Source organism: Aliivibrio sp. A6 (genome assembly GCF_028765505.1).
Lineage (GTDB): Bacteria > Pseudomonadota > Gammaproteobacteria > Enterobacterales > Vibrionaceae > Aliivibrio > Aliivibrio finisterrensis_A.
On the sequence record NZ_JARACR010000012.1, the window covers coordinates 1 to 23,127 of the forward strand.

22 protein-coding genes are annotated in these 23,127 nt (G+C 40.4%); 6 read left to right on the forward strand and 16 right to left on the reverse strand.

The annotated features are described in order from the left end of the window. Positions 1–401: 401 nt before the first annotated feature. The 3 genes from PVK70_RS08860 to PVK70_RS08870 all read right to left on the reverse strand — a co-directional run bounded on the left by PVK70_RS08860 (position 402) and on the right by PVK70_RS08870 (position 3,102). Positions 402–1,097: a hypothetical protein gene (locus tag PVK70_RS08860; protein ID WP_130048029.1), complete on the reverse strand. Its 696-nt coding sequence runs from the start codon at positions 1,095–1,097 to the stop codon at positions 402–404. Positions 1,098–1,188: 91 nt separating this feature from the next. Beyond that, positions 1,189–2,283, reverse strand: coding sequence for a Fic family protein (locus tag PVK70_RS08865; RefSeq protein WP_130048030.1), 1,095 nt, complete (start codon positions 2,281–2,283; stop codon positions 1,189–1,191). Between the two features lie 315 nt (positions 2,284–2,598). Next, positions 2,599–3,102, reverse strand: a complete 504-nt coding sequence (locus PVK70_RS08870) for a YcxB family protein (protein ID WP_130048031.1) — start codon at positions 3,100–3,102, stop codon at positions 2,599–2,601. A gap of 167 nt (positions 3,103–3,269) precedes the next feature. On the opposite strand from PVK70_RS08870, the gene PVK70_RS08875 reads away from it, so the two are divergent. From PVK70_RS08875 to PVK70_RS08885, 3 genes are all read left to right on the forward strand, one after another. Next, positions 3,270–3,932 carry a CatA-like O-acetyltransferase gene (locus PVK70_RS08875; protein WP_130048032.1) on the forward strand — a complete coding sequence of 221 codons (663 nt, stop codon included), beginning with the start codon at positions 3,270–3,272 and terminating at the stop codon, positions 3,930–3,932. 414 nt (positions 3,933–4,346) lie between these two features. Continuing rightward, positions 4,347–4,973, forward strand: a complete 627-nt coding sequence (locus PVK70_RS08880) for a hypothetical protein (RefSeq protein WP_130048033.1) — start codon at positions 4,347–4,349, stop codon at positions 4,971–4,973. 50 nt (positions 4,974–5,023) lie between these two features. Then, complete coding sequence (locus PVK70_RS08885; protein WP_130048034.1) at positions 5,024–5,698, forward strand: hypothetical protein; 675 nt, start codon at positions 5,024–5,026, stop codon at positions 5,696–5,698. An 86-nt stretch (positions 5,699–5,784) separates the two neighbouring features. Here the strand turns inward: PVK70_RS08885 and PVK70_RS08890 are convergent, their stop codons facing one another. Both PVK70_RS08890 and PVK70_RS08895 read right to left on the reverse strand, forming a co-directional pair. Next, the gene (locus PVK70_RS08890) at positions 5,785–7,329 is read right to left on the reverse strand and encodes a phospholipase D family protein (RefSeq protein WP_130048035.1); all 1,545 of its coding nucleotides are present in this window, start codon (positions 7,327–7,329) and stop codon (positions 5,785–5,787) included. 42 nt (positions 7,330–7,371) lie between these two features. Further along, positions 7,372–8,598 (reverse strand): alpha/beta hydrolase, encoded by a 1,227-nt coding sequence (locus PVK70_RS08895; protein ID WP_130048096.1) that lies wholly within the window; start codon positions 8,596–8,598, stop codon positions 7,372–7,374. 109 nt (positions 8,599–8,707) lie between these two features. Between PVK70_RS08895 and PVK70_RS08900 the strand changes: the two genes are divergently transcribed. Next, positions 8,708–10,432, forward strand: coding sequence for a DEAD/DEAH box helicase (locus PVK70_RS08900; RefSeq protein ID WP_130048036.1), 1,725 nt, complete (start codon positions 8,708–8,710; stop codon positions 10,430–10,432). 33 nt (positions 10,433–10,465) lie between these two features. Here the strand turns inward: PVK70_RS08900 and PVK70_RS08905 are convergent, their stop codons facing one another. Then, the gene (locus PVK70_RS08905) at positions 10,466–10,891 is read right to left on the reverse strand and encodes a cytochrome c (protein WP_242504780.1); all 426 of its coding nucleotides are present in this window, start codon (positions 10,889–10,891) and stop codon (positions 10,466–10,468) included. A gap of 222 nt (positions 10,892–11,113) precedes the next feature. Here PVK70_RS08905 and rplY point away from each other — a divergent pair, with 222 nt between their 5' ends. Both rplY and PVK70_RS08915 read left to right on the forward strand, forming a co-directional pair. After that, positions 11,114–11,392 (forward strand): 50S ribosomal protein L25, encoded by a 279-nt coding sequence (rplY, locus tag PVK70_RS08910; RefSeq protein WP_130048037.1) that lies wholly within the window; start codon positions 11,114–11,116, stop codon positions 11,390–11,392. 302 nt (positions 11,393–11,694) lie between these two features. Beyond that, a complete protein-coding gene (locus PVK70_RS08915) occupies positions 11,695–12,141 on the forward strand; it encodes an META domain-containing protein (RefSeq protein ID WP_130048038.1) in 447 nt (148 codons plus the stop codon). Positions 12,142–12,236: 95 nt separating this feature from the next. On the opposite strand, the gene PVK70_RS08920 is transcribed toward PVK70_RS08915, so the two are convergent. The 10 genes from PVK70_RS08920 to PVK70_RS08965 are packed head-to-tail and all read right to left on the reverse strand — an operon-like array spanning position 12,237 to position 23,126. Then, a complete protein-coding gene (locus tag PVK70_RS08920) occupies positions 12,237–13,472 on the reverse strand; it encodes a beta-ketoacyl-ACP synthase (protein ID WP_130048039.1) in 1,236 nt (411 codons plus the stop codon). Then, positions 13,469–14,194 carry a 3-oxoacyl-ACP reductase FabG gene (fabG, locus tag PVK70_RS08925; protein ID WP_130048040.1) on the reverse strand — a complete coding sequence of 242 codons (726 nt, stop codon included), beginning with the start codon at positions 14,192–14,194 and terminating at the stop codon, positions 13,469–13,471. Before fabG ends, PVK70_RS08920 begins: the two co-directional genes overlap by 4 nt. Positions 14,195–14,202: 8 nt before the next feature. Beyond that, positions 14,203–14,673: a hotdog family protein gene (locus tag PVK70_RS08930; protein ID WP_130048041.1), complete on the reverse strand. Its 471-nt coding sequence runs from the start codon at positions 14,671–14,673 to the stop codon at positions 14,203–14,205. Further along, positions 14,670–15,860: a beta-ketoacyl-[acyl-carrier-protein] synthase family protein gene (locus PVK70_RS08935; RefSeq protein ID WP_130048042.1), complete on the reverse strand. Its 1,191-nt coding sequence runs from the start codon at positions 15,858–15,860 to the stop codon at positions 14,670–14,672. Before PVK70_RS08935 ends, PVK70_RS08930 begins: the two co-directional genes overlap by 4 nt. A 5-nt stretch (positions 15,861–15,865) precedes the next feature. Then, entirely contained in the window at positions 15,866–16,495 is a 630-nt protein-coding gene (locus PVK70_RS08940) for a DUF3261 domain-containing protein (protein WP_242504781.1), read from the reverse strand. Beyond that, positions 16,495–18,831: an MMPL family transporter gene (locus PVK70_RS08945; protein ID WP_130048043.1), complete on the reverse strand. Its 2,337-nt coding sequence runs from the start codon at positions 18,829–18,831 to the stop codon at positions 16,495–16,497. Before PVK70_RS08945 ends, PVK70_RS08940 begins: the two co-directional genes overlap by 1 nt. A gap of 13 nt (positions 18,832–18,844) precedes the next feature. After that, positions 18,845–19,465 (reverse strand): LolA family protein, encoded by a 621-nt coding sequence (locus PVK70_RS08950; RefSeq protein ID WP_130048044.1) that lies wholly within the window; start codon positions 19,463–19,465, stop codon positions 18,845–18,847. Beyond that, positions 19,458–19,910 carry an acyl-CoA thioesterase gene (locus tag PVK70_RS08955; RefSeq protein ID WP_130048045.1) on the reverse strand — a complete coding sequence of 151 codons (453 nt, stop codon included), beginning with the start codon at positions 19,908–19,910 and terminating at the stop codon, positions 19,458–19,460. The genes PVK70_RS08950 and PVK70_RS08955 overlap by 8 nt, the downstream gene beginning before the upstream one ends. Then, positions 19,910–21,445 carry an HAL/PAL/TAL family ammonia-lyase gene (locus tag PVK70_RS08960; RefSeq protein ID WP_130048046.1) on the reverse strand — a complete coding sequence of 512 codons (1,536 nt, stop codon included), beginning with the start codon at positions 21,443–21,445 and terminating at the stop codon, positions 19,910–19,912. Before PVK70_RS08960 ends, PVK70_RS08955 begins: the two co-directional genes overlap by 1 nt. Beyond that, a complete protein-coding gene (locus PVK70_RS08965) occupies positions 21,435–23,126 on the reverse strand; it encodes a glycosyltransferase family 2 protein (protein ID WP_130048047.1) in 1,692 nt (563 codons plus the stop codon). Before PVK70_RS08965 ends, PVK70_RS08960 begins: the two co-directional genes overlap by 11 nt. Between the last annotated feature and the right edge of the window lies 1 nt (position 23,127).

A 23,127-nucleotide genomic window follows, 5' to 3' on the forward strand; every position in this document is an offset into this window, starting at 1 on the left:
CCTGGGCTTACTTACCTTTGCAACTTTATGGTATTGAGAGGTATTAATGCCCTCTTCAAAATCTCCATCTAACATTCTATTAAGCACTTTTACTTATTCTTCTGTCAGCTTGGTTTGATACACCACTGTCAATATTAAGACTTGCATTTATCCATCAGTTCATCTAGGATCATTTTGTAGGTACATTGTAGCTACAAGGTAAGAGAGAGACTAAGTCGGATTGAAATATCCTCTCCTCCCGCTGACTAAAACAGCATTTTAAGCGAGTAATGTCGGGTTAAAGTGTATGTCGGTGACCATGCAAGACATGGTGTTAACTAGGTAATCCGGAATTATTTATGAAAATGAGAAAAAGCTCTGATACTGTCAGAGCTTTTTTTTATCTTTAAAAACAGCATCAATTACTTTTTCTGCTTTTGTTTCTTTTTCCGCTTATATTTGTTTTTAGATTGCTTGATACTCTCAAACGGTTTCCGATTCTCAAGTATATTTTTTACAATAACCACAAACGGTTTTGCTTCATTTGATTTAGGTGTAATAAGTTTTTGAGCTTTATGAGCCGTCTTCTCCACCAAAAAAGCACTTTCAATCATCATATTTACTTCTTTACTGTTTACTTTATGTAAATGAAAGAAAACTAAATAAACATGCTCATCATACTCAGGGACGGTTAGTAACGCACTTAGACATGTTTTTTCATCACCTTTATTAGCTAATACCGATACTTGACTATAATTTTCTTGAACTTGAGTAACAAAACTTGGAAACAAGTAACTTTGTCGCCACTTATCAATGCAAAAAACTCGCTCTTCCTTAATTTTTAATGGCTCATCAACAACTGCTTGATAATTGCCTTCTCTATGAACGTAACTACGCAACAAAGATCCTTCACTAATGAGAACCGCTTTATTTAGTTTATCTTCATTGGAAACGGCTCTGGAGTAGAGATGATTCGTAGGTCTTGTATGTATTGTAATATCACGAGAATCCCCATTGGAAAACTCTATACAAAGTGTAATCTTGAGGTCTTTTAAGTGAGCAATAGGATACTCAGTGCCTAATACCAAGATTGGCGTAAATGTATTCCTATCTGTCATTCAGTTGGTCTCATTACTGTTATATATAAGTAAAAATTTAAGATACCATAAATAATAAAACATAGAACAGTCACAATTTAGTGAAACGCTGTTACTCCCCCAAAACATAACGAGTACTACGACCACCGGCCCCTGTTTTAACCAAACAACCAAGTTCAACTAACATTGCTAAATGCCGAGTTGCCGTTGGCTTACTGACCTTTGCAACTTTATGGTATTGAGAGGTGTTAATGCCCTCTTCAAAATCTCCATCTAACATTCTATTAAGCACTTTAACTTGCTCTTCTGTCAGCTTGGTTTGATCAACCTTGCGCCAAAAGTTGGTTTTAAAAATCGTTCTGTCTATTTCATTAAAGACTTCTGCAAACGTACTATCAAGAGTTTCAAAAAACCATTGTAGCCAAGCGGTAATATCTAGCTCCCCTTTTTGAGTTTGCTCTAAAATCTCATAATAACTTTTGCGATTCGCCAAGATACCCACTGACATAGCATAGAATCGAACCGATTGTTGTTCTGCTTGCGCTAATGCGAGATCCGTAAGTAGACGAGTGATTCTTCCATTACCATCATCAAGCGGATGAAGCGTCACAAACCACAAATGCGTTATTGCCGCTCTTAATAAAGGATCTAAAGAAGCATCGCTTTTTGATGTGTTGAACCAATCAATAAACTGGCTCAATTCAGCATCAAGAATATCTCGGCTTGGCGCTTCAAAATGGACCACAGGACGATCAATACGGCCAGATACAACTTGCATAGGTGCATCACCACGCAATTGCCCACCCACCACAGGGTTAAACATGGTGTAACCTTGAGGAAATAAACGATCATGCCAGTGTAAAATACGATCGAGCGTTAAAGGGGTATCCAAATTATCTACCGCATCAAGCATGATCTCGGCAAGGCCATCGGTCTGCTCAGTGGTTGGAAAAGGTCTTTCTTCACTTAACCCTAATTTATTCGCTAAAGAAGAACGCACCGAAAACGCATTTAACGTTTCACCTTCAATCGCGCTTGAGTGGACAATATTGGCAAGTAACGTATCAAGCATGGTTTTTTCTTGGTCTTGACTCGTCATCTTCCCTAATAAAAGCCCTTGGTTAAATCTAACCGACCTTAATAACGGTTCAATAACACGTTCATTCCAATAAAAGTGAGGCCATTTATCTTGCTGCCATATCCACATAATGCCTTCCTCTGATCCAATTTCACTTAATCTAATCACAGTATGATGCGAATAGCACACTTATTCAAATCATTTAATGATGCGGTTAATCCTCCTATTCACATCAAAACATGATTTGATTAGAGGTATTATTCGCATCACAAGTGCATATCATTGAAAAATAGTGAGATATGTTTGCTGAGTAGTTCGGTTTGAATACGGATGAATATTAGGAGATCTGGTTTAGGCTGAGTCAATTTTTGTTGTAAATCGAAATCGTGCGACAGTGTCGCACGATTTGGGTTAGTCACATTATGTTGTTCGGAGGAGTGGGTATTACTTTGCTTTTGATGTTTCGTGCTGATCTACAATGAAGGCGATCTCTTTCTCATTTAGGCACGATTTACTGACGTATTGGCGCTGTTTACCAATATAAAAAATAAGCCCTAAATCACTTTGTTCAACTTGATCGATGTCACTCCAAGCGATAGTGCGAGAGTTTTTGGTGTTTTTAAGGCTTTTATAACTCACACCATTTTCGTCAACGTTAAACTCCACTTTACTGCCAGAGAGTGAGCTGATGGATTGTCGCCATAGCCACCACGTTTTCTTAAAATAAATACTGAACGCTTCAATAATACTCAGCGCAATAAAGAACCAACCAATATAACCATTAGGTAATAGTTCCAGTTTTAATAACGCCACACCAAAAAGAAAAAAGAGAATTCCTTTTAAATAGGCTTTTGGAAACGTAATTGGCTGGCTAGTTTGATCATAACACTCTGCAAAGAAAGTCTTGTCGAGTATGTATTCTGTGGTGACACTAAAATCTTTAGACATATAGGGCTACTTTACGGTTTTATGTGAATGAGTTTCTACGCTGCTAACTTGCAACTTAGGTATTGTACCGTTTCTTGAGGTTTTTCTATATTCAAATATATCTTAAAGTCAATTAGGTATATAGAATCAGCCCAACCCAAATCAGTGAACTCTATAGGGAAATCACAATGGCGTATGAAGTGCTAGATATCAGCAAATGGGCGCGAGCTCAACATTTAAAATTTTATCAAGGTTTTAGTCATCCTTGGTATAACATCTGCTCTAATATCGATGTAACTGTGCTGCGCCAATATTGTAAGCAGCATAATCATCGCTTCTTTCATGCTTATCTTTACCTAACTCAGCAAGCGCTAAATAAATGTGAACCGATGAGCTATCGCCTGATAGGTGAAGAAGTACGTATTTACTCGCCTATGTGTGTCAGTGTGGCGCTACTCGCCGATGATAATACGGTACGTTTTTGCGATTTAGACCATGAACCTACGTTTTCTGACTTTACCACCAGTGCCACCAACGCTGAAGCTCGGATTAAAAATACGCCTTTTATTGTAGAGCAGTTCATTGGCCAAGAAATGAAGCAGAACACGATTCATTTAACGGTATTGCCATGGGTAGATTTCACTAGTATGACTCATGCGAGAGACGTTAATTTCCCAGACAGCGTGCCAAAAATGGCATTTGGGAAATTGGTTCAACACGGTGTTCAATGGCGTATGCCGCTATCTATTGAGGTGCACCATGGTTTAATGGATGGCTTACACGTGGGGCAATTTATACAAACATTACAAGCGATGTTTGATAATCCATCACAGCTTGAGCAAACGAAATAAAATCCATATTCAAACTAAGACGAGCGGTATTGCGCTCGTCAGAACGCCAACTTTTCATTAGCTTACTTGCGTTTACCCCCCTAATGTTATTGATATTAATGTTTTCCCCCACTCTTTAAAAAAACACTCTTGATTAATTATGTATTAACGTAATAAAACACTAAGTAATAAGTGAGGCTTATAAGAGTTAAAAGTAATCGTAATTAGATCTCCTACCCTAAATTTCCCATAATCTCTCTCAACAAATAACTCGCATGGATTTGCAAATAGCGTGGTTTTGATTTTTGTTCAGTGGTACTAAGTTGTTGATGTACCCACAAGGTCTCTGTCATTGCGCCAATGGAAAGGGTGATATTTTCTACACTGACCCATTTAAGCGTCAGTAAATTTTGATAAGACTTTAGGTGATACATTATGAATAAATCTCTTTTAGCCGTTGTAGTATCAGGTGCTTTATTGCTGTCTGGTTGTTCTTCTTCTGGTGGCTCTAATGGCTCAGGACAAACGAACCCAGGTAACCCTGTTATTCCTGATATTGATAACTCTCCAGAGTGGGGTTTAGATGTTGGTGATACACCTGATTGGGGAATAGCTGATCCAGAATTCGGACTTCCGGTACCATCGGTTCCTGATATCGATAACACACCTGATTGGGGAATAGATACTGGAACGAGCACTCCAGATAGATTACCTCCTGTATGGGGTGGTCCTGAAATGCCACCAATTGATAATGGTCCTGAAGCAAGCTACACCATTTCTGGTAACACCATTACTGATGCTAACGGCAATGTGTTCACAATCACGAGTGTGAATTGGCATGGTCAGTCTATGATGATTCAAGACAAAGATGGCAATGAGCATTATGTAAATATTATTCGCCAAGGTGACTATGAAGGTGATTTTGGTATTGTTATTGATGGTGAATCAATCATCATTGGCCGTGATACGGTTCAAGGTGGGTTACGACCTCTAATGGAAAATACTGACCGAAATATGGATCGTAACTCTATCCGTGATTCGATCCGCTCTCGCTTAAACTAATCCTCCCTCGCTCCTAGTTACGTACTAGGAGCACCTTTCTAGGTTATAACATGAAAACCATTTCAATGACTTGCAGTGCAATGATGCTCTGCGGTTCAGCTATTGCTGGAATTGATTTATCAATTGAAAAGGATGTCGTAGAGGTTGGCGTTACCGCCGCAGTAACTAAAAACACGTATTTATACATAGGTGGGGATAACGATAATTGGGTTGGCTTAGGTATCGGCTATCATCAATTTGTTAATTCAAATTGGAAGTTATCTTCTTATTATGAGTACGGCTTAAAAGATGATTGGTTAATGTCTGAAATAGCTGGCATTGATGGTGTAAAAACAAAAACACACTTTATAGATCTCTCAGCAGCTCGATTTTTTGATGGATACTCAACAAAAATAGGCGTGACAACTGAGATTGTCCGTAATGGCTTTACGTGGATTACTGTCGATAACGCCAATAAATATTCAGGGTATGTTTCTGCGGCCAAATACTTTCAACATACTTATATTACGAGTAAGTATGAATTCCATTATGCAGAAGACAGATCGGATATGCTTGATTTCAACCAAGGACAAGCAAGTGAGTTGGAATTCTCAATCGGAACAATGCGTCCTGTATGGCACATCTATCCGTATGCCAAAATCTCTGCTTTCGCCCCTCATGATACTTATTATGGTATGACAGAAACTGAATATAGCTGGACTGTCGGTGGACGAATGTCATTCTAACATCTATTTATGATGTAAATATCGAACATTAGGATTTGTGGTAATATCACAAAAAATTACCACAAGTTCCCTATTCCAAAACTACATCACAAGTATTTTTCTATTGGTAACAACTGCAAAAATTGAGATTCAAAACGCTCCCATCGACCGGTTTCTGGTTCATCTTCCCAACTTTTATCGCCTGAATACCAACGAACATCGCCCTCTTGCAGTTTTAGATGCCAACTGTTTTCTTCATCCATGGCGTGTTCGATATCTTGCGTGAGTTGCTGTGCGATTTCTTGATTTTCAATGATTAAAATCGACTCTGTATTCAGGTACGTTGAGCGTAAATTGAAGTTAAAAGAGCCGATACTTGCGATTTTGTCATCAAAAACGGCTGACTTAGCGTGAAGTCCATAAGGCAATATTGGTGCGCACTTAGAGATATCTCTAGTCGATTCTTCACATAATCCAGCTTCTGGTTTTAATTCATATAGCTGAATACCATGTTCAAGCATATCTTTACGACGGCCTGCGTAACCTGAATGATTGGTGGTTAAATCGTTCGATGCCATTGAGTTAGTTAACGCTTTTATCTCAACGCCCTTACTAACCAATTCTTGCCACCCTTCGAGTTGGTTATCATCAAATATAAGGTAAGCCGATTCTAATAAGATCTCTTTGTCTGATTCACTGGCTAATTTCGCGAGCGCTTTCGCCGTTGATTTTGGCTCACTGGTGTTATCTTTATCCAGCGGTACAGGGCGATCAAATACGAACTTAGCGTTAACCCAAGTCATTTTATCCATTAGATCAGTTAGGTATTGATGGGCTGTTTTATTGCCCTCAGGTAAGGCTGGGTAGTTTTTATAAACGGGTGCATCAATCTCATCTAACACAGGTTGCTGAGAGACTGGTTCTGATGAAACTTCTTTTGCTAATAAATCGACAGGATAAGACCAAGTACTGTCCCAATACTCTGCAAAACTGATTTGAATATCATGAACAACAGAACCTCTGACTAGCACATCACGGTCACGAAAATTAATCTCGTTAGAAAGATCAAAATACTCGTCACCAATATTGCGTCCACCCACCACAGAGAACACGCCATCAACGGTGAATGATTTGTTGTGCATACGACGATTTAGGCGTGAGAAATCGCCTAAGAAGTTCACCCACTTAGTAACACCACGACGAGTTGGGATAGGGTTAAATACGCGGATATCAACGTGAGGATGCGCGTTTAATGCCACAAGCAGATCTTCACGTTCATTTAAGTTGATGTCATCCAACATGACACGCACTTTAACACCACGATCTGCTGCGGCTAATAGACGACTGGCAAGGTAATGACCCGAGGCGTCTGAGTTCCAAATATAATATTGAATATCAATACTGTGCTCTGCTGTTTCGATTAATGCTAAGCGTTGCGCTAATGCATCCCAACCAGAATCTTGCAGCAACACAGCACTGGTTTCTGAGGCTGATTGCTTAGGTTGATAAGCATCATTTAACTCCGATAGCGAACTGGTTAATGGCACAAGTACAGGTTCGTTCATGTGTTCAACTTCATTAGGAAGTGAGCCACAGCCTGAAAGAATAGCGACAAAAAATAGAGTGGTATGAATGCGTTTAAGCACTGACATTGAATAAACTTCCTTTGTTAATATTGAATAACCAATAATTCATTATTGTTCTGTTTTAAGCCAAAAATCAGATAAGTCATCAAACAACTCATCGTTATCTAAAATGCTGAGATGGTTTTCATCATAACCACGAATTTGCTCTGCATGCAGTTGAGCTTGGCGCGATAGCTGGCTTGATAAATCAATCACACCATCATTGCTGTCAGTATTAAATAAATCACCCGAGTTATAGCCAAATGCTAAGAAGTGAGGCGTATGAATGTTATCGTTATCTGCAAATAAGTCTGCAATAAATTTGCCATTAGGATTTAAATCAACCCATGCAGGCATTACTACTGGCGAGTATTCAATACCTTGTTTCGCTGACTCTACCCCACCGAACGGCGAAGAAATGGTCGTAATGCTGTTTATGAAATGACATAGATCGCCAATGCTACATTGCCGCGAACTGTTAGTGACAATTAACCCACCCATGCTATGGGCTACAACATGCATTTGTTTAATTTTGTATTCAGTAGCCACTGTGTGTAATAGATTATTCAAACCTTTGGAGTTTAAAGATAGAGATAAGCCTGAAGGATAGTTAAAGGCCCATATTTGATATTTAGATTTGTCTACTTTTTCAATTAATGATGAAAAATCTAACGCGGTTGAGTTAATACCATGAACAAATAAGATCGGGATTTTGTTGGGGTCATATTCGGATAGAAAGTAGAGCCCGGTATTATTTTCGAGTAAAAAGGTCAGTGGCTGCCACATACCCAGTTCTGCGTTTTTCTTCTCAAAAGGCGGGTCGGTTAAACTGACAACTGCGCCTATATCAACAAGATCTAATTCTATATTTAATAAAGAGGATAATGAGCGATCGACAAATGCTTTTGGGATCTCTTTTTCATTAACGGTTAATGTAACGTCTATGTCTGTCTTATTTTTATAGTCACGAAGATTAATGACGCTGAATGCCTCATCACGTTGGAGGGTTAAATCGTTATTTTTGTCTTCAAATATCAGTAAATAATGAACATCATTCGACATTTGTAACTGAATGCTATCGCTCTGTATGATCCCATCATAACCATCAACTTCGCTTTTATTAATGTCCTTAATTTGCTCGATAACGACGGCTGAATCAGACACGGGCTCACTCAGGGTAAGCCTATACTCATGAGTTAATGAATCAATCGCTTTCATCTCATTAGAGAGTTTTTTAAAATTACTGCACCCCAATAAGATTGAGCTAAGTAATAACACCGTAACTAATCGCCTCATTGTCATATTAATCCTTAAAGTGACTATATTCATCTTAGCAAGAAAACAAAGAGTAATCTTATATATTCTGATATGATACTTTTTTGCCTTAACTACTGTTTATATATCCATGTATACATTACGACCTTACCAACAAGATTCTGTTAAAGCGGTTATCCATTATTTCCGAAAACACACAACGCCTGCGGTGTTAGTATTGCCGACGGGGGCCGGAAAAAGCTTGGTGATAGCTGAATTAGCACGAATTGCAAAAGGTCGTGTGTTGGTACTTGCTCACGTGAAAGAGCTTGTTGAACAAAACCATGAAAAATACGAAGGCTATGGCGAAGAGGCCTCTATATTTTCAGCAGGATTAGGCCGTAAAGAAAACGATAAGAAAGTGGTGTTTGCCTCGGTGCAATCTGTTGTCCGAAACCTTGATTCATTTAAAGATCAATTTTCGTTATTGGTTATTGATGAGTGTCACCGTGTGCCAGATAACAAAGACACCAGTTACCGTAAAGTGATTGAGCACTTACAAACTCAAAATGCAGGTATCAAAGTTCTTGGTTTAACCGCGACGCCTTACCGTTTAGGGATTGGTTGGATTTACCAATACCACACTCGCGGACAGGTCAAAACTGATACGCCTCGTTTTTTCCGTGATTGCATTTTTGAATTGCCTATTCAGTACTTATTGGATGAAGGCTTTTTAACTCCTGCAAAGTTATTAGATGCGCCAGTATTAAGCTATGACTTCTCGCAATTAAAACCTGCGTCTACCGGTAAATACAAAGAGTCTGAATTGGATTTAGTGATTGAAGAGTCCAAACGAGCCACCCCGCAAATTGTTCAGCAAATAGTGGAGTATGCCAAAGACAAAAAAGGCGTGATGATCTTTGCTGCCACGGTGCGTCATGCCCAAGAAGTATTGTCGTTACTGCCACCAGAACAATCTGAATTGGTGATTGGCGATACCAAAGTTGTCGAACGTGATGCCATTATTCAACGCTTCAAAAAACAGCAAACCAAATTTTTAGTTAATGTCTCGGTATTAACGACCGGCTTTGATGCCCCTCATGTTGATTTAATTGCTATTTTACGTCCAACAGAATCGGTCAGTTTATACCAACAAATCATTGGTCGTGGGTTACGTTTAGCGGAAGGCAAAACTGAATGTACAATTTTGGATTATGCCGGTAACTGTTTTGATTTATACCAGCCTGAAGTGGGCGATCCTAAACCTGACAGTAACAGTGAAATCATTACCATTCCCTGCCCTGCTTGCGGCTTTAATAATAACTTTTGGGGTAAGCTAGACAGCAATGGCTTTTTGCTTGAGCATTTTGGGCGTCGCTGCCAAGGCTATTTTGAAGATGATGATGGCACTCGCGAAGAGTGTGGTTATCGTTTTAGAGCCAAATATTGTAATGAGTGCGGTGCTGATAACGATATCGCTGCCCGTGTTTGTCATGAATGTGATGCGATCTTGGTTGATCCCGATAAAAAGCTAAAAGAAGCACTAAAATTAAAAGATGCTCGGATCCTAAATTGCATTGATTTAACCCTTACCGCTGGGAAAAATCAGTTCGATAAACCCCAAATCAAAGTGACTTATTTAGGTGACGATGATTCTGAGCTGCATGAAGTGTGGCAAATGGCGACTAAAAAACAGAAGCAATTATTTTTGAATAACTTTGTGCGCCCTCATTTGGTCGATAGACACCGTCCATTTGAAGAAACAACGGCAATAAAAATCGCGAATAATCAACACCGTTTTCGTCCACCGAGCTTTGTGATTGCGCGTAAACAAGGTAAGTTTTGGTCTATCCGCGATAAGATCTTTGAAGAATAATCTGTTTATTCCGTCATTCAATTTAAAGCTCGATTACCACAAAGAGCGATAATTCATATGGCAAGAGCGGCACTGAGCGAACGCTTTATCAAGGGCAGCTCGTGCTGCAACGTCATCTTGCTCTACTGCGGCTTCACTAATTAAGATAAATTGCTGAGATAAGGTATCGAACTTACCTTCAAATTCGGCTTTTTGGGCCCAAATTTTAGTGCGTGCTCGGCTGTTATCTGCACTGCCTTCTGGAAACAACGTCTTTTGCTCTTCAACCGTTAAGTGAGCACTTTGGGCAAGTGGCATGATTTCATTCCAATCTAGCACCTCTTTATCAAACGCATCATCTAATAAATCAACCGTTGCATCCAGATACTGGAAGTTATCTTGTCGTGCTTCTATTTCTTGGGCGTAATCCGCTGCAACCGCTGATAAAGAAAGTAACGTGATTAATCCTATTTTTTTCATCTCTGCCTCCATGCTGCTATTTTATTGTTATACGTATTCATCGTTGAATTCCACGATAACTTTTACATTAACAAAAACCTATCAAAAACACACGAAAATAGGTTGTTAGATAAATAATGGGATGGTACTATTCGCGCTCGTTTTTCGAAACGAAAAGTCTGTTAAGTTAGGTCGCTAAGCTTAATGGCATTTTTTTATTTTACTATTTTGAGAGTAAAGACTATGAAATTTGAAGCAGTAGTACGTACTGAACAAGGTAAGGGTGCGAGCCGCCGCCTTCGTCACGCTGGTAAATTCCCTGCAATCGTTTACGGTGGCACAGAAGCTCCAGTATCAATCGAACTAATCCACAGTGATATCATCAACCAAATGGATAAGCCTGAGTTTTACGAAGCAATTGAGCTAGTAATCAATGGCGCTACTGTTAAGGTTAAGCCGCAAGACGTTCAACGTCACGCGTTTAAGCCTAAAGTTGAGCACATGGACTTCATCCGCATCTAATTCGAGTCTGTTTTACTCTTTTGCATTATGTTATTTCTCTCTTACCAATTGAAATAACAACCCCTTTAAAGCCCTGATATTACCAGTATCGGGGCTTTAATCTATCTAACGTATAGGAATTACGTAACCTTCTATTTTCTTCTGATTAAAAACTAAGATCCCCTTCTCATTTCTCATTCTTATTTATAAGACGGCAGTAATTGGACAGTGTTTTTTACGTTTTACTGACAATATTCGGTTATTCTCTTCTATACTTCTGTGTATTAAAAAAGCAAAAATTCATAAACCTGTTAGGAGTTAAAATGAAAAAGTTATTAGTGGCTGTATCTTTACCTGTATTAATGGCTGCATGCGCAAGCAATGGCGACAACGCAATGACTGATGCTCAAGTATCTGCTGATATGCTTCAGCACCACAACTGGCAGCTGACTCAAGTTGACGGTAAAGACGTTGCTACTCCTGAAAAAATGGAAGCACCTCGTCTTGAAATTGGCGAGAAAATGACGGCAAACGGTAATGCTGGTTGTAACAACTTCTTTGGCCAAGCTGAGCTAAATGAAGAAGGTCAATTCCGTATTGAGAAAATGGGAATGACAATGAAAATGTGTATGGGTGATGTGATGACAACTGAACAAGTTATGTCTAGCACGCTATCTACATGGAGCGACATTACGCTTACTAAAGAAAACTTGATCCTTAAAGGTCAAGACCATGAGTTAACTTTCACATTGCGTGATTGGGTTAACTAATCCAGCTATCTAGCTGTTGATCTTCAATCTAACCAATCTGAAGATATAAAAAAACCGGTGAATTCCCCTCACCGGTTTTTTCTTATCTGTTATTTCTAAACGTCTGTCCAACGCTTAAAAATTAGCGATGTATTAATACCACCAAACGCAAAGTTGTTACTCATGATGTAATCACAATCAATTTCACGGCCTGTGCCTGTGATGTAATCAAGCTTGCCACAACGCTCATCGACATTGTTTAAGTTTAAGGTTGGGCTAAACCAATTATTACGCATCATCTCTATCGATAACCACGCTTCAATTGCACCACAAGCCCCTAATGTATGACCAAAGTAAGACTTCAATGAGCTGATTGGCATCGATGAACCAAATACGTTCTCTGTTGCGGTACTCTCTGCAATATCACCACGCTCAGTCGCTGTACCATGAGCTGATACGTAACCAATTTTCTCTGGCGATAAGTTCGCGTCTTTTAATGACATTTCCATACACAATTGCATGGTTTCCATTTGTGGTTGTGTCACATGAGCAGCATCACAGTTACTTGCAAAGCCAACTAACTCAGCATAGATGGTTGCACCACGCGCTTTAGCGTGTTCGTATTCTTCAAGCACTAGCGCACCTGCACCTTCACCAATAACTAGGCCATCTCGGTCTTGATCGTATGGGCTTGGTGACGTTTTAGGCTCATTATTTTTTAAGCTTGTTGCAAACAAAGTATCAAATACTGCCGATTCTGTTGGACATAATTCTTCAGCACCACCTGCAACCATTGCGGTTTGGTAACCATGTTTAATGGCTTCATACGCGTAACCAATCGCTTGGCTGCCTGAGGTACACGCACTGCTTGTTGGAATAACTCGGCCACGCAAACCAAAGAATAAACCGACGTTTACTGCTGCGGTATGTGGCATCATTTGCACATAGGTTGTTGCTGTAATGGCTTTGGTTGACTTTTCATTCAGCATGACACCAAATGCACCTACTGCATTGGTTGAGCCTGTTGATGAACCAAAAGCAATACCTGTTTCACCATTAGTGAGTACATCATTACCAATTAAGCCACTTTGCTCTAGCGCTTGCTCTGAAGCGACAGTTGATAGTAATGATACTCGACCCATTGAGCGGATCTTTTTACGGGTGTAATGCTTTGGTAACGAAAAGTCATCAATCGGAGCAGCGAGTTTGGTATTTAGGCCATCATAAACCTCAAAGCTTGGCATGTATTGAGTGGCATTTTCACACTTACGAAGGTTTTCGCCTACGGTGTTCCAATCACTGCCTAAGGCTGTTACGCCAGACATGCCTGTAACAACTACACGACGACTCATACTAAACCACCATTAATAGAAATAACTTGGCGAGTCACATAACCCGCAACATCTGACATTAGGTAACTAACAAGCCCTGCAACTTCTTCTGGATCACCCATACGGCGCAATGGTACTTGTGGTAATGCATGTTCTTTTACATGTTCATCAACCATGCCGGTATCAATCAAACCGGGTGCGACACAGTTAACGGTAATTTTTCGTTTTGCTAACTCTAACGCAAGAGATTTAGTGGCACCAATCACGCCTGCTTTTGCGGCACTGTAGTTAGTTTGACCACGGTTACCAACAATACCTGATACGGAGGCAAGCGTAACAATGCGACCGCCTTTACGCTTTTGGACCATTGGCATAACGCATGGATGTAATACGTTGTAGAAGCTATCAAGATTGGTATGGATTACCCCATCCCACTCTTCTTCTGTCATTGCTGGGAATGCCGTATCACGAGTGATTCCTGCGTTACTCACTACGCCATAATAAGCGCCATGGGCCTCAATATCGTTTTCAAGCGTTGCTTTACATTGTGCGCGGTCACTAATATCAAATTGAATTAGGCGCCCTGAGCCACCGTTTTCTTCAATCGTTGCTAGTGTTTGTTCTGCGCCAGCTTTATCACTCATGTAATGCACAACAACAAAGAAACCATCTTTGGCTAACTGCTCTGAAATTGCGCGACCAATACCTTTACTGGCTCCGGTCACTAATACTTGTCTTGTCATGATTCCCTCTACTGCTTGTCTTGCTTAGGAGCGAGAAGCTCTTCTAATTTTTCTTCTGTTGGTACAAATATATTAAGCTGGCTCGAAGCCACTTGCTGACCATTTGATTCAATATAACAACTGAATACCGCCATGCCATTATTCTCAAGTACTTGCTCTGCAAAAATGTCGAGTGTGTCGCCTTGTTGAAATTCACTGCACTCCGCCTGGTATTTACGGCTGCCAAGCAAAAAGCCTATAGGTGACTTATTGCCACTTTTCCATGCGTGATAGCCTGACCAACCAGCAACACTTTGTGCCATGAACTCAATGCCTACCCATGCCGGAAGTGTTTTTGTTTCATGATTAAAGAAAATATTCTTATCACTGATAGTTACTCGACAATGAATAGACAACTCCTGAACATCAATCAACTCATCAACTAAAGCTAATGGCATATCATGAGGCAAAAGGTCGATTAAATCTGGAATACGGCTCATGAATGATACCCAAAAATTAAACTAATATTGTTGCCACCAAAAGCAAAAGAGTTGCTGATGATCGCTTTCTTTTCTAACGTGTCGTTTTGAACCAAATTAATCTCAGCTAGCTCGGCATCTTTTTCACCGTCATTAATTTGCGTTGGTAACGGTAAATTAAATTTTAATATATGCCAGCAAATTGAAGCCTCAATGATACCTGCCGCACCAAGCGTGTGCCCGGTTAATGGCTTAGTTGAACTGATTGGTGTTTGCGAACCAAAGACTGCATAGGCGGCTTTTGATTCCATTGCATCGTTCAACGGTGTCGCGGTACCGTGAGCATTAATATAACCAATCTCCGACGCATTAAGTCCTGCATCTTTTAATGCCTTTTCCATCGCTTCTATTGCGCCTTTTCCTTCTGGATGAGGTGCTGATATATGATGTGCATCAGAGCTATCCCCAGCGCCTAATAAAGCAATGGGATCATCGGAGTCTTTTTGCTCTGCACTCAATAACATATATGCACTTGCTTCACCGATATTAATTCCTTTGCGATTAGGACTAAATGGCAAACAGTGCTCATTTGATAAGGCTTCAAGGCTATTAAAACCGTTCAGTGTTAATTTACACAAAGTATCTGTGCCGCCAACAATAACCGCATCAACAAAGCCTGATTTTAATAATCGTTTTGCTGATAAAAACACACGACCGCTAGAAGAACACGCAGTTGAGATTGCATACGTTGGGCCTGTAAGTTCTAAATACTCTGCGATAAATTCCGCAGGATTACCTAATTCTTGCTTGTGGTAATGATAGCCATCAGAAAACTCGCTCGTGTTTAGCTTAGCACTTAGCGCCACTTCACCATCGGAGATCCCAGAAGTACTTGTCCCCACCACCACAGCAATACGATCAGCACCGTACTTTTCTTTTGCTTGCTGAATTTGATCTTCAATTTGCTGTAATGCTGAGAGCACTAATTGATTATTCCGAGTATCAAATGCGGCTAAACGTGATGGAACGGTAGGCAGCTCACCTTCCGCTTTTCCAACAACGGTCGATTTTCCATCATTTAGCCAACCATCTTCAACTCTCATTGATGGCGCTTTAGTTCCTTGAAGAGTCTGATGGATATCAGCTATCTCTTTGCCTAATGCAGAATGCGAACCACAGGCATGAATATAGACAGGAAAGTCACTCATTTTATTTATCCATTATTTTTTTGAGTTTGTGTTTCTTGTGAATGTGAAAAAGTTTTAATGGTGATCACATAGCCCAAGTTCGGACTGTTTAAAATAATATCTCCACTAAATTTGTTGCTGATAGAGTCATAAGTCGCATCAAGTACAACGTTACCTACATCATCACGTAATACTCGATGATTGCCGCTTTCAGTTAATGTCCAATCAATACTATTAAGTGGTGACTGCCACGCTTCTAATGGCCACAAGGTAATCATCACATTAAACAATACTTGCTCTGGAGGTGGCAGTGTATCCGCAAGCCCTGCCATCACATAGGTATCTAAGGTTAAACCATCATAATCTAAACTCAATAGACGAGAGCCCCATGAAGCAAAACCGGCAAGAACCAAATCATTCCCCATTAGCTGCAATTGGACTGGAAGCTGTTGCTTGTTTCCTTGGAACTCAACCGAAATCAACTGACTCAAGGATAAGTCACTGCCATACTCATCAGGTTGAGGTAAGGTAACAAAAGCGCCTTGAGCGACCTCAACTTGATTAGGCTGTTTAATCGGTTTTGATGCACACCCCATTAATGTAAGTGACAGAATAAAGGCACTAAAATAGCGGAGTACAAACGGTGAATTCTTCATTATTTATCTCCTTTATTATGAGTATAAGGCTGTGTAAGTTGACTTAATGGCGCTAGCAACCACGCGACAATGATACCCGTTAATACAGTAATACCAAAACTGTGAATGGCTTGGGTTTCACTTAATGCCAATAACCCAAAAGAAAGAATCGTAGTTAATGCCGATAATGAAATCGCTAATAAGGTACTTTCTCTATGGGAATTATCTACTTGTTTGTTCTGCTCGGCAAAAAACAGGGTGTAATCAATCCCTATTCCTAAAATCAACATCAAGGCCAGTAGATTAAACAAATTTAATGGCACCCCTGTTAATACAGTTACGGCAAGACCTGCACACCCAGCAATAAATGGCGGTAGTACAATTAAGAAGGCTTGTTTGACTTTATAACGAGGTAACAGCAATAAAAATATCGCCGCATATGCCATTAATAACAGCTCGGTAATTCGCTGTCGGTATTGAGCAAATAAAGTGGAAATTTCTTCGGCTTTATTGAGATAGGTCGCGTCGTTATTTTTAGCAAACTCACTCAATGTGGCACTGTCTACTTCTTGATTAAAGGTGATCACCGAAGCGAACACATCGTCAATATGACCAAGCCACAAAAAGCCTACGGTTTCTGAGATGGGTGATGCTAAAAACCCTTCAATCGTTAGCGCTTGATATGGCTGTAATGCTGACAGTGCTTGCTTTTGCTGTATCACTTTTTGATAAGCATCTGTTTGCTGTTCATATAGATCACTAACGAGCTGATAATTCTCTTGTTGTGTTTTTTGTGATGGCACATAACGGCTAATGGATTGGAACCCACCAAAATCACCACTTTGCTCAAGCTTATCTGATACTCGCTCTAACTTTTGTAATAACGCATCTTCTGTCTGTGCTCTGACCAACAACAATTGTTGAGATCCACCAACACCGGTAATGGCTTTTATCTCTCTTTCTTGCTGCTGTAATGCTTGAGGTAGAGCTTGAAGTTGGCGAATATCATCATCGTATTTCGCCTGTGTTACTCCAAATACTGACGCGATTAAAAGGCTGAATGGCAGTACTAAGCGGATCAACGGTTGTTGCCATACCAATAGCCATTGACTTAGCGCTCGTTGAGCTGGAATAACATGGTACTTGCTCGGCTTACTGGCTAATACAGGATACCAACAGACAACGGTAAAATAAGCGGCAGTTAAACCAATCGCAGAAAAGAACGATAATTGCTGTAAGCCAGGGAACGGCGCAATCAACATTCCAAGGTAGCCAATTAAACTGGTAATTAAACCAAGCGTGATTGCTGGGAAAAGTTGTTTTATACCTTCGACAGAATTCCACTTTGCCCCTGCATTTAAGCGATCAGTTAAAAAATGAAACGCATAATCTATCGAGACACCAATTAAGCTGGCACCAAAGACTAAACTGAATAGATGAATAGATCCAAATAAGCTAATGGTTAATACATAGGCGCAGAATAAGCCTGTAGTTATGGATAATAATGCTAACGCTAATGGCAGCGTACTGCGATAGACCACCAAAACCAGTACAAAAATACCAATTAATGACCCCAAACCTATAGTACTGATCTCCCCTTTTGCACTCTCTGTGCCATGAGCGGCATAAAAGATAACGCCAGTATGTTGAATATCAACGTCAAACTGGGTTTCTATCTTGTGCTCTACTGTCAGTAAATCAGGCAATTGCTGCTGTAAAGAGAGCTGATAGGATGATCCGGCAAGATCGGCGGTGATCACGATGTATTTCTGTTGATCCACCGTGGCTGTTAAGTAACCATTCTCAATTTGGATATTACCTGAGCTTTGAACCAAGCCTGATAAATAATCTCGAAACAGTAAAAAGGGGTCGCTTTCTAACTCAGCGCCTGTAACACCAGAAAAAGGGTTATATAACGCATGCAACACATGTTGGACTTGCTGCTCTGGTTTATCCGTTAATTGCTGTTTCTGTTTCTCGCTTAGCAATTGCGCTCGTGCGGGAAAGTAGTATTGACCCCACGCCTGTTGCTGATCTTTGCTCACGGTTGCCGTCACTGAATCAAACATTGGTAATTCAGTTAATGCTTGGCTGAGATAATCCACCGCTGTAATCAACTCTTTATCATTACTCTGCTTTTGATGCACGACAAACACCACTTTATCACTCATGGTATTCGCAATATTATCAAAGGCTTGCTGAGCAACGGGATCTTGTTGATTATCAGGCAGTAACGCTAAGATGTTCGTTTCAATCGGTAATGCGCCTTTGGTGCTGGTTTGATAACCAAACACACCCAAGATTATCAATAATACCAATGACCAAATTAATGCCAGTAAGCGCGGTTTCATTATCATTAATTAAATACCGTTAAAAGGTAAATGCAGCTAACTCTTTTTCTGTTAAAGAGCTTGGTTGAGTGGATTGCTGAGTAAACACCATTTCAGTGACGTCACCACGAACTTCAGTTAATACAACTCGGTTCAGGTATTGCCCACCTTCAATCTTAATTGACTTAAATATACTATCAATTGGCGAAGTTGTTGGTATAAGCAATAGCGTCCAAACGTCTTTCTCTCCTGAAAGCTGTAATGTGAAATTCTCTTCTATCGCGTCAGTATCGCCTTTAAACAGAGACAAAAATAGACGCGTAAAATAGAACGCCATCGGGTTCTCAGAATCATTCATTACTTGTACTTCACCATTGATTGATTGGCGAAGTTTATTTTGAGTTAATGTTAGATTAATTGGGAATGGCTTGGTTTGCTGCCACAGTAGTCCCTTTTCATGGTCCAGCAAAAATGTGCCTGATGTTGATAAAGGCTGACTAAACATCTGCATGGTACGAACCTGCTTAAACTCACCGCGAACCAATGTCGATTGCGCAAGTTGTTGCTGCAGATCATCAATATCAAAAGCAAAGCTATTCAGGCTAAACAATAAAAAGAACGAAGCAATCCATAATGTAAAACGCTGTTTATGATTAACCATGTTGGTAAGCCTCTACTTTATCCGTAAATATACGAGGTGAGACAAAACACATCTCTTCAGTTTCAATTGAAACCGCAACTTGCATGGTGTGTGCTTTTGTCATTCTAACGCCTGAGTCGGCATCATAAATGACGTAATCTACACGCATGCGATTTTCCCATTCGGTTAATGTTGCCACCACGCGAATGGTGTGATCATAAGGAATGGATTTTACATATTTCACACGAGTGTCAATGATGGGCCAAACATAGCCTGACGCCATCATATCTCGGTAGCTATACCCTATCTTCTCAAGCATTTCATGGCGTGCTTTTTCGAAGAAACGAAAATAATTACCGTGATACACCACGCCCATAGGATCGGCATCCTGAAAGGCGGTGGTGATCAACACTTCTGCACTTAATACGTGAGTATTCTCTTCAGCATTAACTACAGAGTTTGACATTAGTATAGTGTCCAATGTTGTTGTTGAATTTTATTAATGAAGTTGCGTAAGTCTTGCTCTAACGGACGATCTTCATCTACAAAGGTAAACTCTGACAACACAGCATCACGCATAGTTTTTAGCTCAACACTTAGCTCATCATCACTTAACTCGCCTTGTCTCTCGCGTAATACTAACGCTTGAGTCGCCGCTAATAGAGAAGCTGACGTAACTTGCTCTGTCAATTGAAGTACACGTAAACAATCACGTGAAGCAATAGTACCCATGCTCACTTTATCTTGGTTATGGCACTCTGTTGAACGTGAGAATACACTTGCTGGCATCGTGCCTTTAAGTGCTTCTGCTGTCCATGCTGAGATACCAATTTGTACCGCTTTAAAGCCATGGTTAATTGGTTTACGAGCGCCCGTTGCGCCGGTTAGGTTGAATGGTAAACCGTTATTAAACTTATAATCCATTAACTGTGCCATTTGGCGATCTAACAAATCAGCGATGTTAGCAACCGCTGTTTTTAGCATATCCATCGCCATGGCAATGTGACCACCGTAGAAGTGACCGCCATGAAGAACACGCTCATTATCACCATCAATAATTGGGTTATCGTTAGCGCTGTTCAGTTCGTTCTCAATCATTTGACGTAAGAACGGTAGGCTATCTTGCAGAACACCAATAACGTGTGGCGCACAACGTAGAGAGTAACGGTCTTGTAGACGATCACTGTTTCTTGGTGGCGTTTCATTGTGTAAATCAGAACGTAACCATGATGCTATTTGTTGCTGGCCTGGATGCGGTTTTACAGCAAATAAGGCTTCATCAAAATGGAAGTCATTGCCCTGCATGCCAACAGATACCATTGCGGTGATCTTCGTTGCCATTTGCGCTAAGTATTCTGCACGTTTATACGCTAAACACGCCAATGCCGTCATTACTGACGTACCGTTCATTAACGCTAAACCTTCTTTTGGTTTCAGTTTAATCGGTGTGATGTTTAGCTCTTTAAACACATCAGCTGTTGCGCGAATCTCACCTTTATAGATAACTTCACGCTCACCAATTAATGCTGCAGCAAGGTAAGATAGCGGTGTTAAGTCACCACTTGCGCCCACTGAACCTTCTTGAGGAATGCGCGGTGAAATTCCGTGGTTAATTAAGGTGACAATTTGGTTTAACAAATCGTGAGTGACGCCTGAAACGCCTTGAGATAAAGAACACAAACGCGTGGCTAATACCGCACGAGATTGTTGCTCATCTAAGTTTTCACCTAAACCACAGCCGTGAAAACGTGTTAAATGTAATGGCAACTCATCCACTAAATCCATAGGGATCGCAACCGTACAAGAATCACCATACCCCGTTGTTACACCATAGATAACGCCTTCTTCTTTTAGAAGTCGCTCAAGGAACTCCACACCACGATCAATTTTAGCAGTGAATTCGTCGGCGTTATTTAATTGTGCGTTTGCACCATTTGCAATCTCAACAACGTCTTCAATCGTCAGACGTCCCTTACCAAATGTAATTGAATTAGTTGTCATCTTTCTTTCCAGTTAACTGCCAAAAATTAAAAAAGTTATACCACTGTGATGGTGCCTTTAATGTGAAATGCTCCAAACGCTGGGCATAATTTTGTACGACTTCTTGCAAAGCCTCTTCTCGCTGTCCACGAGGTAAAATAATTTGTTCTGAGAACGGTTCAAAATACACATCAAAACGTGGTTCTTTTTGTGTATCGTCACGTAGCCCAAACATTAAATAAACCGGTTGTTTTAAAATAGACGCCAGCATAAATGGCCCCTGCGGGAACGGCGCTGGTTTACCTAAGAAATCCGCCCAGATAACGCGATCTTCTTTAGTGACTGAGGTTCTGTCTCCCACAATCACAATCCACTCACCAGCATCAATTTTCTGCTGCAATAAAATGGCAGTATCTGGCCCCATTTTACTAACCTGAATTAAATTGATATCTGATTGAGGATTCACGGTTCTCATCACGGTATTAAAACGCTCAGCATGATCGGTAAATACTAACGCATTAATTTTTAATTCTTTATGACGACGACTTAATGCTCGGCATAACTCTAGATTACCCAAATGTGAGCCGAGCATAACAATGCCTTTTTCACGTTTAAATAACGCTTCATAATGCTCAATACCATGCACGGTTAAGTTTCGTTCAGAAAAATCACCACGCCATGCAGCTAGCTTATCGAGCATAGTTTCACCAAATGACACTAGGTGACGATAAGGGCTGAGTTTTTCAGGCTGTGTGATGCCTTTAATTCGAGCGTACGCATTTACTTGTTGAATAAAATCATCAGACGCTTGTTTTACTGAACCTCCACGTAAGTAGTAATACGCCATCACAGGTTTTAGCAATACCGAAAATACGCCACGACCAAACGTTGAGTAAATCCAAAGCAAAAATTGAATGCCCAAAATCGTACCGCGCTCGGCGTGTGAGGACCAGTGATCGTCTTGAATTGGTTGACGACGAAGCAGCGATGGAATACGTGGCAACATACCAAAAACAAGTTTTGTATGCATCCAGCTGATTTTTACGTTATCCCATAATGCATCAAAATGAGAGATGCCATCTTCTGGGTAAATAACACGGGTATTAACAAAACGAACGTCAGTTTCATTCCAGTACATGCGAACCATGATTTCGGTATCGAAATCCATTCGACGACCAATAACCACTCGCTCTAACACACCTATAGTTGGGCCTATTGGGTAAGAGCGAAAGCCACACATGCTGTCTTTAATGGCAAATGATAGTGTCTCTATCCAAACCCAAACATGCGTAACATAGCGGCCGTATAAACGTGATTTAGGCACACTCTCGTCATAGATTGGCTGACCTGAAATCAAAGCGGTTGGGTGGGTTTGTGACTCTTTAATCAGTTTAGGTAAAGCCTCTAAATCATGCTGACCGTCAGCATCAATTTGAATCGCATGGCTAAAGCTTCGCTGATATGCGGCTTCAATCCCTGCAATGACGGCGCCACCTTTGCCTTGGTTGTCAGCTAACGTTATTAACGTTATTTGATTATTATTGGCAGTGACATCCGCTAATATCTGTTTTGTTTCTCTATTACTGCCATCATCAACAATCAGCATTGGATAACCAAAGCTCATTAGTGATTCCACCACTGCAGGGACTGTTTTACCATGGTTATAGCAAGGAATAAGGAAACAAGGACGGAATGTTGTCATA

Excerpts from the sequence above, each read along its gene's own strand:
- PVK70_RS08860 (WP_130048029.1), bottom strand. The coding sequence starts at position 1,097 with ATGACAGATAGGAATACATTTACGCCAATCTTGGTATTAGGCACTGAG.
- PVK70_RS08865 (WP_130048030.1), bottom strand. The coding sequence starts at position 2,283 with ATGTGGATATGGCAGCAAGATAAATGGCCTCACTTTTATTGGAATGAA.
- PVK70_RS08870 (WP_130048031.1), bottom strand. The coding sequence starts at position 3,102 with ATGTCTAAAGATTTTAGTGTCACCACAGAATACATACTCGACAAGACT.
- PVK70_RS08875 (WP_130048032.1), top strand. The coding sequence starts at position 3,270 with ATGGCGTATGAAGTGCTAGATATCAGCAAATGGGCGCGAGCTCAACAT.
- PVK70_RS08880 (WP_130048033.1), top strand. The coding sequence starts at position 4,347 with ATGAATAAATCTCTTTTAGCCGTTGTAGTATCAGGTGCTTTATTGCTG.
- PVK70_RS08885 (WP_130048034.1), top strand. The coding sequence starts at position 5,024 with ATGAAAACCATTTCAATGACTTGCAGTGCAATGATGCTCTGCGGTTCA.
- PVK70_RS08890 (WP_130048035.1), bottom strand. The coding sequence starts at position 7,329 with ATGTCAGTGCTTAAACGCATTCATACCACTCTATTTTTTGTCGCTATT.
- PVK70_RS08895 (WP_130048096.1), bottom strand. The coding sequence starts at position 8,598 with ATGAGGCGATTAGTTACGGTGTTATTACTTAGCTCAATCTTATTGGGG.
- PVK70_RS08900 (WP_130048036.1), top strand. The coding sequence starts at position 8,708 with ATGTATACATTACGACCTTACCAACAAGATTCTGTTAAAGCGGTTATC.
- PVK70_RS08905 (WP_242504780.1), bottom strand. The coding sequence starts at position 10,891 with ATGAAAAAAATAGGATTAATCACGTTACTTTCTTTATCAGCGGTTGCA.
- rplY (WP_130048037.1), top strand. The coding sequence starts at position 11,114 with ATGAAATTTGAAGCAGTAGTACGTACTGAACAAGGTAAGGGTGCGAGC.
- PVK70_RS08915 (WP_130048038.1), top strand. The coding sequence starts at position 11,695 with ATGAAAAAGTTATTAGTGGCTGTATCTTTACCTGTATTAATGGCTGCA.
- PVK70_RS08920 (WP_130048039.1), bottom strand. The coding sequence starts at position 13,472 with ATGAGTCGTCGTGTAGTTGTTACAGGCATGTCTGGCGTAACAGCCTTA.
- fabG (WP_130048040.1), bottom strand. The coding sequence starts at position 14,194 with ATGACAAGACAAGTATTAGTGACCGGAGCCAGTAAAGGTATTGGTCGC.
- PVK70_RS08930 (WP_130048041.1), bottom strand. The coding sequence starts at position 14,673 with ATGAGCCGTATTCCAGATTTAATCGACCTTTTGCCTCATGATATGCCA.
- PVK70_RS08935 (WP_130048042.1), bottom strand. The coding sequence starts at position 15,860 with ATGAGTGACTTTCCTGTCTATATTCATGCCTGTGGTTCGCATTCTGCA.
- PVK70_RS08940 (WP_242504781.1), bottom strand. The coding sequence starts at position 16,495 with ATGAAGAATTCACCGTTTGTACTCCGCTATTTTAGTGCCTTTATTCTG.
- PVK70_RS08945 (WP_130048043.1), bottom strand. The coding sequence starts at position 18,831 with ATGATAATGAAACCGCGCTTACTGGCATTAATTTGGTCATTGGTATTA.
- PVK70_RS08950 (WP_130048044.1), bottom strand. The coding sequence starts at position 19,465 with ATGGTTAATCATAAACAGCGTTTTACATTATGGATTGCTTCGTTCTTT.
- PVK70_RS08955 (WP_130048045.1), bottom strand. The coding sequence starts at position 19,910 with ATGTCAAACTCTGTAGTTAATGCTGAAGAGAATACTCACGTATTAAGT.
- PVK70_RS08960 (WP_130048046.1), bottom strand. The coding sequence starts at position 21,445 with ATGACAACTAATTCAATTACATTTGGTAAGGGACGTCTGACGATTGAA.
- PVK70_RS08965 (WP_130048047.1), bottom strand. The coding sequence starts at position 23,126 with ATGACAACATTCCGTCCTTGTTTCCTTATTCCTTGCTATAACCATGGT.